The organism is Mycobacterium sp. E2733, from assembly GCF_001667585.1.
GTDB lineage: Bacteria > Actinomycetota > Actinomycetes > Mycobacteriales > Mycobacteriaceae > Mycobacterium.
This window is the reverse complement of record NZ_LZJZ01000023.1, coordinates 40661-53871: the sequence shown is the minus strand read 5'-3', so window position 1 is coordinate 53871 and position 13211 is coordinate 40661. Positions and strand designations below refer to the sequence as shown.

The window sequence follows — 13211 nt, the reverse complement described above, 5'->3', positions numbered from 1 at the left end:
CGCGACCGCTGCCGGGAACGGTCAGACCGGCCAGGGCACCTAAGCCCAAGAACGACGCGACTGGCGGCGGAAACCCCGCGGGGTTTCCGCCGCTGGTTGTTTTGGTGTGTGATTTGTTTCACTACCCCGCGGGCGGGGGAACTACGGCGCTGGCTAATGTGCAGACAGCGACTAGACGATGGAGGGTGGACATGAGGGTCGTGCGGGGTATGCCAGCGCTTCTTCGGGTGATCTCCGTGGCCGCGCTGGCGGTCGGCTTGATCGGTGTGACGGTGACGGGCGGACCCGCCGGCAAGGCGCGGGCGGCCGGTTACGAGAGCCTGATGGTGCCGTCGGCGGCGATGGGCCGCGACATCCCGGTGGCCTTCCTGGCCGGCGGTCCGCACGCGGTCTATCTGCTGGACGCCTTCAACGCGGCCCCGGACGTCAGCAACTGGGTCACCGCGGGCAACGCGATGAACACCCTGGGCGGCAAGGGCATCTCCGTGGTGGCGCCCGCGGGCGGCGCTTGGAGCATGTACACCAACTGGGAGCAGGACGGCAGCAAGCAGTGGGACACCTTCCTGTCCAGCGAGCTGCCCAACTGGCTGTCCGCCAATAAGGGCCTGGCGCCCGGTGGCCATGCCGCCGTCGGCGCCTCGCAAGGTGGCTACGGCGCGATGGCGCTGGCCGCCTTCCACCCCGACCGCTTCGGCTTCGCCGGTTCGCTGTCCGGATTCCTGTATCCGTCGAGCACCAACTACAACGGCGCGATCCTGGCCGGCCTGCAGCAGTTCGGCGGCGTGGACGGCAACGGGATGTGGGGCGCCCCGCAGCTGGGCCGGTGGAAATGGCACGACCCCTATGTGCACGCCTCGCTGCTGGCGCAGAACAACACCCGGGTCTGGGTTTACAGCCCGACGAACATGGGCGGGGACGACGCCGCCATGATCGGCCAGGCGGGTGCGGCGATGGGTAGCTCCCGGGAGTTCTATCAGCAGTACCGCAGCAACGGCGGGCACAACGGTCACTTCGACTTCCCGGCCGGCGGCGACAACGGCTGGGGCTCGTGGTCGGGGCAACTGGGAGCCATGTCGGGCGACATCGTCGGCGCAATCCGGTAGCCGATCGCTGCGGGACTGACCTAGTCGGGCGAGCCGGTACCGTGTAGAGGTGCGGCAGGGGTCGGGAGGACCGCGTCGCCGCGATCAATCCCTCTGCTAGCAGGAGAACATGGCTACCAACGCCCAGCGCAAGCGCCACCGAATCCTCGCCTGGGCCGCCGCGTGCGCGATGGCGGTCGTGGTGCTGTTGGTGATCGTGGCGGTGGTGGTCTTGCTGCGCAACCGCGAGGCTCCGCCCAGCGCGGTGCCGCCCGGCGTCCTGCCTTCGCCGACCACGACCACTCACCCGCACAAGCCCCGGCCCGCTTCGCAGGACGCGTCATGTCCCGACGTCCAGTTGGTCAATGTCCCCGGCACGTGGGAATCCGCCCCGCAGGACGATCCGGTCAACCCGATGCAATTCCCCAATGCGTTGCTGCACAAGGTGACCGCGACTGTCAGCCAGCAGTTCCCTGCGTCCCGGGTGCAGGAGTACACCACCCCCTACACCGCCCAATTCCACAACCCGCTCAGCGGCGACACGCAGATGTCGTACAACGAAAGCCGCGCCGAAGGCACCCGCGCGACGGTCCAGGCGATGACGGACATGAACGCCAAGTGCCCGCTGACCAGTTACGTGCTGATGGGTTTCTCCCAGGGCGCGGTGATCGCCGGGGACATCGCCAGCGACATCGGCAACGGGCGCGGACCCGTCGACGACGACCTGGTGCTCGGTGTGACGTTGATCGCCGACGGTCGCCGCCAGCCCGGGGTGGGCAACGACATAGGGCCCAACCCGCCGGGGCAGGGCGCCGAGATCACGCTGCATGAGGTGCCCGTGCTGTCCGGTCTGGGGTTGACCATGACCGGGGCCCGGCCCGGCGGGTTCGGGGCGCTCAACGGCAAGACCAACGAGATCTGCGCTCCGGGCGACCTCATCTGCGCCGCGCCGAACGAGGCATTCAGCGTGACCAACCTGCCCAACACGCTCAACACCCTGGCGGGGAATGCCGGGCAGCCCATCCACGCGTTGTACGCCACCACGGAGTTCTGGAACGCCGACGGGCAGGCGGCGACGGATTGGACCTTGAATTGGGTTCAAGGACTGATCAATAATGCGCCGCACCCCAAACATGGATGACCGGCCGCGGGACACAGCAGCCAGGAGCCGGTTGCCGGTGCAGATCAGCGGTACCTTGTGATTTGGTGTGCTGCGGGCAGCCCCTTAACATTAAGAGGAATTTAAGAGCTAAAAGACTTTGTTGCGGACCCGGTCCTGGTAGACGCCGGCCTGTGATGAGCAGGACGCCGGCGCCCGTGACGCCGCGCGAGGGCTGGTCCGCGTAGAGATGGAAACCGTCGGCGTCCGCCGACCAGAAGACAAACGTCGGCGTACGCCGACCTAAAACAGGTGTGACAGGAGAGCGGAATGCCGTACCACAACCCGTTCATCGTGAATGGAAAGATCAGGTTCCCGGACAACACCAACCTGGTCAAGCACGTTGAGAAGTGGGCGCGGGTACGCGGCGACAACCTGGCCTACCGTTTCATCGACTACTCCACCGAGCGCGACGGGGTGTACCGCGACATCGTCTGGCGCGACTTCAGCGCCCGCAACAGGGCGGTGGGCGCCCGGCTGCAGCAGGTCACCCAGCCCGGTGACCGCATCGCCATCCTGTGCCCGCAGAACCTGGACTACCTGATCGCCTTCTTCGGCGCGCTGTACGCCGGCCGGATCGCGGTGCCGCTGTTCGACCCGGGTGAGCCGGGCCACGTCGGCCGCCTGCACGCGGTCCTCGACGACTGCACGCCCTCCACGATCCTGACCACCACCGAGGCCGCCGAGGGTGTCCGCAAGTTCATCCGCGCCCGGTCGGCCAAGGAACGGCCCCGCGTGATCGCCGTCGACGCGGTGCCCAACGAGGTGGCCTCCACCTGGGTGGAGCCGGAGGCCGACGAGAACACCATCGCCTACCTGCAGTACACCTCCGGCTCCACGCGCACCCCCACCGGCGTGCAGATCACCCATCTGAACCTGCCCACCAACGTGCTGCAGGTGCTCAACGGCCTCGAGGGCAAGGAGGGCGACCGGGGCCTGTCCTGGCTGCCGTTCTTCCACGACATGGGCCTGATCACGGCGCTGCTGTCGCCGGTGCTCGGTTACAACTTCACGTTCATGACCCCGGCCGCGTTCGTGCGCCGGCCCGGCCGCTGGATTCGGGAGATGGCGCGCAAGCCCGAAGACGCCCCGAACTGCGAGGTCGTCACCGTCGCTCCGAACTTCGCGTTCGAGCACGCCGCGGTGCGCGGCGTGCCCAAGGACGGCGAGCAACCGCTCGACCTGAGCAACGTCAAAGCGATCCTCAACGGCAGCGAGCCGGTGTCCCCGGCATCGATGCGCAAGTTCTATGAGGCGTTCGCGCCCTACGGCCTGCGCGAGACGGCGATCAAGCCGTCCTACGGCCTGGCCGAGGCCACGCTGTTCGTCTCAACCACGCCCATGGACGAGGCGCCCACGGTCATCCACGTCGACCGCGACGAGCTGAACAAGCAGCGCTTCGTCGAGGTGGCCCCCGATGCGCCCACGGCCGTCGCGCAGGTCTCCGCCGGCGTCATCGGCGTCGACGAGTGGGCCGTCATCGTCGACCCCGACACCGCCAGCGAGCTGCCGGACGGGCAGATCGGCGAGATTTGGCTGCACGGCAACAACATGGGCACCGGCTACTGGGGCAGGGAGGCGGAGACCCAGGAGACCTTCCGCAACATCCTCAAGTCGCGCATCAGCCAGTCGCACGCCGAGGGCGCTCCGGACGACGGCATGTGGGTGCGCACCGGCGACTACGGCACCTACCACAAGGGCCACCTCTACATCGCGGGCCGGATCAAGGACCTCGTCATCATCGACGGCCGCAACCACTACCCACAGGACCTCGAGTACTCGGCCCAGGAGGCCAGCCGCGCCCTGCGCACCGGCTACGTGGCCGCGTTCTCCGTTCCGGCCAACCAGCTGCCGCAGGTGGTGTTCGACAACCCGCACACCGGCCTGAAGCACGACCCCGATGACAGCTCCGAGCAGCTGGTGATCGTGGCCGAGCGTGCCCCCGGCACGCACAAGCTCGACTACCAGCCCATCGCGGACGAGATCCGGGCGGCCATCGCCGTCCGTCACGGGGTGACCATTCGCGACCTCCTGCTGGTGCAGGCCGGAACGATTCCGCGCACCTCCAGCGGCAAGATCGGGCGCCGCGCGTGCCGCGCCGCCTACCTCGACGGCAGCCTGCGCAGCGGTGTCGGTTCGCCGACCGCCTTCGCCGGTGCTAACGACTGAACCCGGGAACCATGGCTGAACTAGACGACCCCCAAGACCAGCAGGAGAATCTGCCCGCCAAGAAGACGGACCTGACGGTTCCCGAGATGCGCGAGTGGCTGCGCAACTGGGTGGGCCGTGCCGTCGGGAAGTCACCGGACGACATCGACGAGTCGGTGCCGATGGTCGAGCTGGGCCTGTCGTCGCGCGACGCGGTGGCGATGGCCGCCGACATCGAGGACATGACCGGTGTCACCCTCTCGGTCGCGGTGGCGTTCCAGCATCCGACCATCGAGTCGCTCGCCACCCGGATCATCGAGGGCGAGCCTGAAATCGACACCACCGGTGACGACGTGTCGGACTGGACGCGCAACGGCCCGGCCGAGCGTGTCGACATCGCGATCGTGGGCCTGTCGACCCGGCTGCCCGGCGACATGAACAGCCCCGACGAGACGTGGCAAGCGCTGATGGAGGGCCGCGACGCCATCACCGACCTGCCGGAGGGTCGCTGGGAGGAGTTCCTCGAGGAGCCCCGCCTGGCCGCGCGGATGGCGAGCGCCCGCACCCGCGGCGGCTACCTGAAGGACATCAAGGGCTTCGACTCCGAGTTCTTCGCGGTGGCCAAGACCGAAGCCGACAACATCGACCCGCAGCAGCGGATGGCGCTGGAGCTGACCTGGGAGGCGCTCGAGCAGGCCCACATCCCGGCGTCGAGCCTGCGCGGCCAGTCCGTCGGGGTGTACGTCGGCGTCTCCAACAACGACTACAGCTTCCTGGCGGTGTCGGACCCGACCGTCGCCCACCCCTACGCGATCACCGGCACGGCGACGTCGATCATCGCCAACCGGGTCTCCTACTTCTACGACTTCCGCGGTCCGTCGGTCGCCGTGGATACCGCGTGCTCGAGCTCGCTGGTGGCGATTCACCAGGCCGTGCAGGGCCTGCGCAACGGCGAGGCCGACGTCGCGATCGCCGGGGGCGTCAACGCGCTGATCACACCCGTGGTGACGCTCGGTTTCGACGAGATCGGCCAGGTGTTGTCTCCCGACGGCCGGATCAAGTCGTTCTCCTCGGACGCCGACGGCTACACCCGCTCCGAGGGCGGCGGCATGCTGGTGCTCAAGCGGGTCGACGACGCCCGCCGCGACGGCGACCAGATCCTCGCCGTGATCGCGGGCAGCGCCGTCAACCACGACGGCCGGTCCAACGGCCTCATCGCGCCGAACCAGGACGCGCAGGCCGACGTGCTGCGCCGGGCCTACAAGGACGCCGGCATCGACCCGCGCACCGTCGACTACATCGAGGCGCACGGCACCGGTACCGTCCTGGGCGACCCGATCGAGGCCGAGGCCCTGGGCCGGGTCGTCGGCCGGGGCCGTCCCGCCGACCGCCCGGCGCTGCTCGGCGCGGTGAAAACCAATGTGGGCCACCTGGAGTCGGCGGCCGGCGCGGCCAGCATGGCCAAGGTGGTGCTGGCCCTGCAGCACGACAAGCTGCCGCCGTCGATCAACTTCGCCGGGCCCAGCCCCTACATCGACTTCGACGCGATGCGCCTGAAGGTGATCGACCAGCCCACCGATTGGCCGCGGTACGGCGGCTACGCGCTGGCCGGGGTGTCCAGCTTCGGCTTCGGTGGCGCCAACGCGCACCTGGTGGTGCGTGAAACCTTGCCACGTGACGTGGTTGAAAAAGAGGCACGCGAACCCGAGCCCGCGCCCGAACCGCAGGCCGCCGCCGAAACCGCTGACGCCCCCACCATGGAGGGCCACGCGCTGCGGTTCGACGACTTCGGCAACATCATCCCGGACGCCGGCGCGGCCGAGGAGGACGAAGCCTACGAGCTGCCCGGCGTCACCGACGAGGCGCTGCGGCTGAAAGAGATCGCGCTGGAGGAGCTCGCCGCGCAGGAGGCGGAGGAGCCGACCAAGCCGCTGATCCCGCTCGCCGTGTCGGCGTTCCTGACCTCGCGCAAGAAGGCGGCGGCCGCAGAGCTGGCGGACTGGATGGAAAGCCCGGAGGGGCAGGCGTCGTCGCTGGAATCGATCGGGCGGGCGCTGTCGCGGCGCAACCACGGCCGCTCCCGAGCGGTGGTGCTGGCCCATGACCACGAGGAGGCCATCAAGGGCCTGCGCGCGGTGGCCGAGGGCAAGCAGCGGCCGGGCGTGTTCAGCGTCGACGGGCCGGTGACGAACGGCCCGGTGTGGGTGCTGGCCGGGTTCGGCGCGCAGCACCGCAAGATGGGCAAGAGCCTGTACCTGCGCAACGAGGTCTTCGCCGAGTGGATCGAGAAGGTCGACGCGCTGATCCAGGACGAGCTGGGCTACTCGGTGCTCGAGCTGATCCTCGACGACTCGCAGGACTACGGCATCGAAACCACCCAGGTCACCATCTTCGCGATCCAGATCGCGCTGGGCGAGCTGCTCAAGCATCACGGCGCCAAGCCCGCCGCGGTGGTCGGTCAGTCGCTGGGCGAGGCCGCCTCGGCGTACTTCGCCGGCGGTTTGTCGCTGCGCGACGCCACCCGAACCATCTGCTCCCGCTCGCACCTGATGGGTGAGGGCGAGGCGATGCTGTTCGGCGAGTACATCCGGCTGATGGCGCTGGTGGAGTACTCCGCCGAGGAGATCAAGACGGTGTTCTCCGACTTCCCGGACCTGGAGGTGTGCGTCTACGCCGCCCCCACCCAGACCGTCATCGGCGGTCCCCCCGAGCAGGTGGACGCGATCATCGCCCGCGCGGAATCTTCAGGCAAGTTCGCCCGCAAGTTCCAGACCAAGGGCGCCAGCCACACCCAGCAGATGGACCCGCTGCTCGGCGAGCTCGCGGCGGAGCTGCAGGGCATCCAGCCGACGAGCCCGACGGTCGGGATCTACTCGACGGTGCACGAGGGCACCTACATCAAGCCCGGCGGTGAGCCGATCCACGACGTCGACTACTGGAAGAAGGGCCTGCGCCACAGCGTCTACTTCACCCACGGCGTCCGCAACGCGGTCGACAGCGGGCACACCACCTTCCTGGAGCTGGCCCCCAACCCGGTGGCGCTCATGCAGGTCGGGCTGACCACGGCCGCCGCCGGGCTGCACGACGCGCAGCTGATCCCGACGCTGGCCCGCAAGCAGGACGAGGTCGAGTCGATGATCTCGACCATGGCGCAGCTCTACGCCTACGGCCACGACCTGGACATCTGGACGCTGTTCACGCGCGCAGCCGGACCGGCGGACTATGCGAACATCCCGCCGACCCGCTTCAAGCGCAAGGAGCACTGGCTGGACGTGCACTTCTCCGGCGACGCGTCGGTGATGATGCCCGGCAACCACGTCGCGCTGCCGGACGGCCGCCACGTGTGGGAGCACAACCCCCGCGGCCAGGCGGACCTGCCGGCGTTGGTGAAAGCCGCCGCGGCGGCGGTGCTGCCCGACGCGCAGCTGGCCGCGGCCGAGCAGCGCGCGGTTCCCGGCGAGAACGCCCGGCTGGTGACGACGCTGACCCGGCACCCCGGCGGCGCCTCGGTGCAGGTGCACGCGCGCATCGACGAGTCCTTCACGCTGGTGTATGACGCGCTGGTGACCCGCGGCGGGGAGGCGAGCGTCGCCCTGCCTGCCGCGGTCGGCGCGGGAGCGGCGGTCACGGCCGGGTCCAACGGGGCGGCGGCCGCGCCCGAGGCGCCCACCGAAGAGGCGGACGCCGAAACCCTGACGGACAGCCTCACCAACCGGTACTTCTCGGGCAGCGTGGGCAAGTGGTCACCGGACTCGGGCGAGACCATCGCGGAGCGCTTGGGCATGATCGTCGGCGCGGCCATGGGCTACGAGCCCGAGGACCTGCCGTGGGAGGTGCCGCTGATCGAGCTGGGCCTGGACTCGCTGATGGCGGTGCGAATCAAGAACCGCGTCGAATACGACTTCGACCTGCCGCCGATCCAGCTGGCCGCGGTGCGCGACGCCAACCTCTACAACGTGGAGAAGCTGATCGAGTACGCGGTCGAGCACCGCGACGAGGTCGAGCAGCTGCACGAGTACCAGCAGACGCAGTCATCCGAAGAGATCGCCCGGATGCAGGCGGAAATGTTGAGCGGGGCGACGCCGGGCACGGTGACGGCGCCGGCGCCCGACCCGCAGGCGGAGCCGGAAACCCAACAAGCGCCGCCGCCGGCCTCGGACGTTCCCGTCCCGCCGCCGCCCACGGACCCGTTGGGGCCCAAGGCCGCCGGACCCAATGGGGCCGCGCAGCCGCAACCCAACCTGGCCGGGGCCGCCGAAGCGCTCAACCAGCAGGCGGTCGCCGCGGCGCTCAACTCCGACGTGCCGCCGCGCGACGCGGCCGAGCGGGTCACGTTCGCCACGTGGGCGATCGTCACCGGCAAGTCCCCGGGCGGCATCTTCAACCCGCTGCCCAAGCTGGACGACGACCAGGCCGCCAAGATGGCGCAGCGCCTGTCGGAGCGCGCCGAGGGCCCGATCAGCGTCGAGGACGTCGTGACGTCGGAGAACATCGAGGCGCTCGCGGAGAAGGTACGGGAGTACCTGGAGGCCGGCGTGGTCGACGGGTTCGTCCGCACCCTGCGGCCGCGGCCCGAGGGCAGCACGAAACCGCCGGTGTTCGTCTTCCACCCGGCCGGCGGTTCGACGGTGGTGTACGAGCCGCTGCTCAACCGGCTGCCGGCCGACACCCCGATGTACGGCTTCGAGCGGGTGGAGGGCTCGATCGAGGAGCGCGCGGCGCAGTACCTGCCGAAGCTGATCGACATGCAGGGCGACGGGCCCTACATCCTGGCCGGTTGGTCCCTCGGCGGCGTGCTCGCCTATGCGTGCGCGATCGGGCTCAAGCGGCTCGGCAAGGACGTTCGGTGGGTCGGGCTGATCGACGCCGTCCGGGCCGGCGAGGAGGTGCCGCAGACCAAGGAGGAGATCCGCAAGCGCTGGGACCGCTACGCCCGGTTCGCCGAGCGGACCTTCAACGTCACCATCCCGGAGATTCCCTACGAGCAGCTCGAGGAGCTCGACGACGAGGGCCAGATCCGGTTCGTGCTCGAGGCGGTCAGCCAGAGCGGGGTGCAGATCCCGGCCGGGATCATCGAGCACCAGCGCACGTCGTACCTGGACAACCGGGCCATCGACACCGCCCAGATCCAGGCCTACGACGGGCATGTCACCCTCTACATGGCCGATCGCTACCATGACGACGCGATCATGTTCGAGCCGCGGTATGCCGTTCGCCAGCCGGACGGCGGCTGGGGCGAGTACGTAGCCGATCTCGAGATCGTGCCGATCGGTGGCGAGCACATCCAGGCCATCGACGAGCCGATCATCGCCAAGGTGGGCGCACACATGACCGAGGCGTTGAACGAGATCGAGGCCGACACCAGCCACACGAGTGAGGTAGGCAAGTAGTGACGGAGATGGCGCCAGCCCCCATCCAGCACAGCACGGCCGAGAAGCTGGCCGAGCTGCACGCCCGCCTGGAATTGGCCATGGAGCCGGGCGGTGAGAAGGCTGTCGCCAAGCGCGACAAGAAGGGCATCCCCAGTGCCCGCGCCCGCATTCACGCGCTGGTCGATCCGGGCACCTTCCTCGAGGTCGGGGCGCTGGCCAAGACGCCGAACGACCCGAACGCGCTCTACGGTGACGGCTGCGTCACCGGGCACGCCATGATCGACGGCCGGCCAGTCGGGGTGTTCTCCCACGACCAGACCGTGTTTCAGGGCACGGTGGGCGAGATGTTCGGCCGCAAGGTCGCGCGGCTGATGGAGTGGTGCGCGATGGTCGGGTGTCCGATCATCGGCATCCAGGACTCCGGTGGCGCCCGGATCCAGGACGCGGTCACCTCGCTGGCGTGGTACGCCGAGCTGGGCCGTCGCCACGAGGCGCTGTCCGGGCTGGTGCCGCAGATCTCCCTCATTTTCGGCAAATGCGCTGGGGGAGCGGTGTATTCGCCGATCCAGGACGACCTGCTCGTCTCGGTGCGCGACCAGGGCTACTTCTTCGTCACCGGTCCCGACGTGATCCGTGAGGTCACCGGCGAGGACGTCACCCTCGACGAGCTCGGCGGCTCCGACGCGCAGGCCCGCTACGGCAACATCCATCAGGTGGTGGACTCCGAGGCCGAGGCGTTCCAGTACGTCCGTGACTTCCTGTCGTTCCTGCCTTCCAATTGCTTCGACAGTCCGCCGATCATCAACCCCGGGCTGGAGCCGGAGGTCACGCCGACCGACCTGGAGCTCGACGCGATCGTGCCGGACTCCGACAACGCCGCCTACGACATGCACGAAATCCTGCTGCGGATCTTCGACGACGGCGACTTCCTCGAGGTCGCCTCGCAGCACGGGCCGGCCATCATCACCGGCTATGCCCGGGTGGACGGGCGCCCCGTCGGCGTCATCGCCAACCAGCCCATGCACCTGGCCGGGTCGATAGACAACGAGGCGTCCGACAAGGCCGCGCGGTTCATCCGGTTCTGCGATGCGTTCAACATCCCGCTGGTCTTCGTGGTGGACACCCCGGGCTTCCTGCCGGGTGCCGAGGAGGAGAAGCGGGGCATCATCAAGCGCGGCGGGCGGTTCCTCTACTCGGTGGTCGAGGCCGACGTGCCGAAGGTGACGATCACCGTCCGCAAGTCCTACGGCGGCGCCTACGCCGTGATGGGGTCCCGGCAGCTGACGTCCGACTTCAACTTCGCCTGGCCCACCGCGCGCATCGCGGTGATCGGCGCCGAGGGGGCCGCGCAGCTGCTGATGAAGCGGTTCCCCGATCCGACGACGCCCGAGGCGCAGCAGATCAAGAAGGACTTCATCGAGGGCTACAACCTCAACATGGCCATCCCGTGGACCGCCGCCGAACGCGGTTTCATCGACGCGGTCATCGACCCGCACCAGACCCGGCTGTTGCTGCGCAAGTCCCTGAAGCTGTTGCGGGACAAGCAGTTGTGGTTCCGCACGGCCCGCAAGCACGGGCTGATCCCGGTCTAGTTTTTTCCGCGAGCAGACACAAAATCGCCCTTACGACATCCGGATTGGGCTATTTTGTGTCTGCTCGCGAGCGCCAGCTCGCTAGCAGGTCAGCGCGCCGTCGATCAGTTCGTCGAATCGCTCCAACGCCTCGTCGCCGTCGGCGTCGATGCCGCGCAGCGCCCCGCGGTCGGCGAGATACCGCTGCGCGTAGAGCCGGGCGACCAGCGCCTTGCGCTCCCCGCCGCGGGTCGCACGCTCCCAGGCGGCCTGCTCGGTGAGCAGCGCCGCGCCGTACACGTCGCCCATGAATTGGGCGAGCGGGAACAGCCGCGCCTCGGCCACGTCGCGGTCCAGTTTGGACCACGCCGTGATCGCCGCGTCCAGATCCTCGATGCGCCCGGCGACCAGCCGGGTGGTGTCTTCGTCATCGGAAACCGACACCGCGTCGCGCAGGCGCGCCAACAACGTCTCGTGCGCGCGGGTCTGCTCGATGCCGCGCCGCACATCCAGGCAGAGGATGTTGTCGGGCCCTTCCCAGATGGTGTTCACCTGCGCGTCGCGCAGCAGCCGGGCCACCGGCCAGGTCTCGATATAGCCGTTGCCGCCGTGGATTTCGATCGCGTCGGACGCGGCGGTGATCCCGAGCCGGCAGACCTTGAGCTTGGTGACCGGCACGGCGATGCGCTGCCGCATGCTGCGGGGCTGGCGGTGGTTGGTGGCGCCGGTGCCGTCGAAAACCATTGCCTGCGCGGCTTCGACGTCGACGACCAGTTCAGCGAGCTTGCGCCGCATCAGCGGCTTGTCGATGAGCGCGCCCCCGAACGCGTGCCGCCGCCGGGCGTAACACAGCGACTCGACCAGGGCGCGGCGCGCGTTGCCCAGCCCGAACAGGGCGATGCCGAGGCGCGCGGCGTTGGTCAGCTCCATCATGCGGCCCAGCCCCTTGCCGTCCGACGGCCCTGCCTCGCCGGTGGGCTCGCCGGACAGCAGAAAGGCCTCGGCGTCAACGAATTCCACCTCGCCCGAGGCCACCGATCGGGTGCCGAGCTTGTCCTTCAGGCGGCGCACCCGCACCCCGTTGCGCGACCCGTCGCGGCGGGTGTGCAGCACGAGGAAGTTGGCGACGCCACGCGATGAGTCGGGCGCGCCCTCCGGCTTGGCCATCACGACGAACGCCTGGCCCGCGCAGTTGGAGGCAAACCACTTGAGGCCGTTGAGGATCCACGCATCATCGGAGCGGGTTGCCGTCGTCTCGAGCGCGCCCAGGTCCGAGCCGCCGGTGCGTTCGGTCAGCAGCTGAGCCGTCTCGCCTGCCCACTCGCCGGAGGCGAACTTGGCCAGCACGTGCTCTCGCACGTCGGCCGGCGCGTACGCGGCCACCAGCGACTGGACCATGCCGCCGCCCGTGCCCAGCGCGCAGCCCATCCCGATATCGGCCTGGTTGAGCAGATAGTTGGACGCGAACAGGCCCAGGCCCGAGCTCACCTCGGCGGCGCGCGCGTCGTCACGCAGGGCCTGCTGGGCATCCAGGACCGCGCGCTTGGACTGGGTGAAGGAGGCCGGCATGACGACCTGGCTGACGTCGTGTCCCCAGCGGTCGTAGCGCTCCAGGCGGGGCGGGTTGTGGTCGGTCTCCTCCGCCCAGCGCGCGACCGGACCGCCCATCAGCTCGCCCATGCGCACCAGATGCGGCTCTACGACCGCCAGTTCGTCCGGTTGCAGGTAGTACGCCATGGTGAACTGCAGGGTGGGATCGGTGACGTACCAGTTGAGACCCACGGCCCCGCGGTAGTTTTCGGTTTGGTAGCGCTGCGACTTCTCCCCCGTGGAGAAGGGCAGCCTGTCCACCGCCTCTACGGGGTAGTCGCTCATGAGA

At 69.1% G+C, this 13211-nt stretch carries 6 protein-coding genes; 5 read left to right on the top strand and 1 reads right to left on the bottom strand.

Annotated features, from left to right (window positions below; translation table 11 throughout):
• Positions 1-200: 200 nt before the first annotated feature.
• The 5 genes from A5678_RS05290 to A5678_RS05270 all read left to right on the top strand — a co-directional run bounded on the left by A5678_RS05290 (position 201) and on the right by A5678_RS05270 (position 11353).
• The gene (locus tag A5678_RS05290; protein WP_068039538.1) at positions 201-1103 is read left to right on the top strand and encodes an esterase family protein; all 903 of its coding nucleotides are present in this window, start codon (positions 201-203) and stop codon (positions 1101-1103) included.
• Positions 1104-1212: 109 nt separating this feature from the next.
• Positions 1213-2223: a cutinase family protein gene (locus A5678_RS05285; protein ID WP_068039529.1), complete on the top strand. Its 1011-nt coding sequence runs from the start codon at positions 1213-1215 to the stop codon at positions 2221-2223.
• 288 nt (positions 2224-2511) lie between these two features.
• A complete protein-coding gene (fadD32, locus tag A5678_RS05280; RefSeq protein WP_068039525.1) occupies positions 2512-4410 on the top strand; it encodes a long-chain-fatty-acid--AMP ligase FadD32 in 1899 nt (632 codons plus the stop codon).
• Positions 4411-4421: 11 nt separating this feature from the next.
• The gene (pks13, locus tag A5678_RS05275; RefSeq protein ID WP_068039523.1) at positions 4422-9779 is read left to right on the top strand and encodes a polyketide synthase Pks13; all 5358 of its coding nucleotides are present in this window, start codon (positions 4422-4424) and stop codon (positions 9777-9779) included.
• A gap of 8 nt (positions 9780-9787) precedes the next feature.
• On the top strand, positions 9788-11353 hold the full coding sequence (locus tag A5678_RS05270; RefSeq protein WP_156746767.1) for an acyl-CoA carboxylase subunit beta: 1566 nt from the start codon (positions 9788-9790) through the stop codon (positions 11351-11353).
• 81 nt (positions 11354-11434) lie between these two features.
• On the opposite strand, the gene A5678_RS05265 is transcribed toward A5678_RS05270, so the two are convergent.
• On the bottom strand, positions 11435-13207 hold the full coding sequence (locus tag A5678_RS05265; RefSeq protein ID WP_068039517.1) for an acyl-CoA dehydrogenase family protein: 1773 nt from the start codon (positions 13205-13207) through the stop codon (positions 11435-11437).
• Positions 13208-13211: the final 4 nt, after the last annotated feature.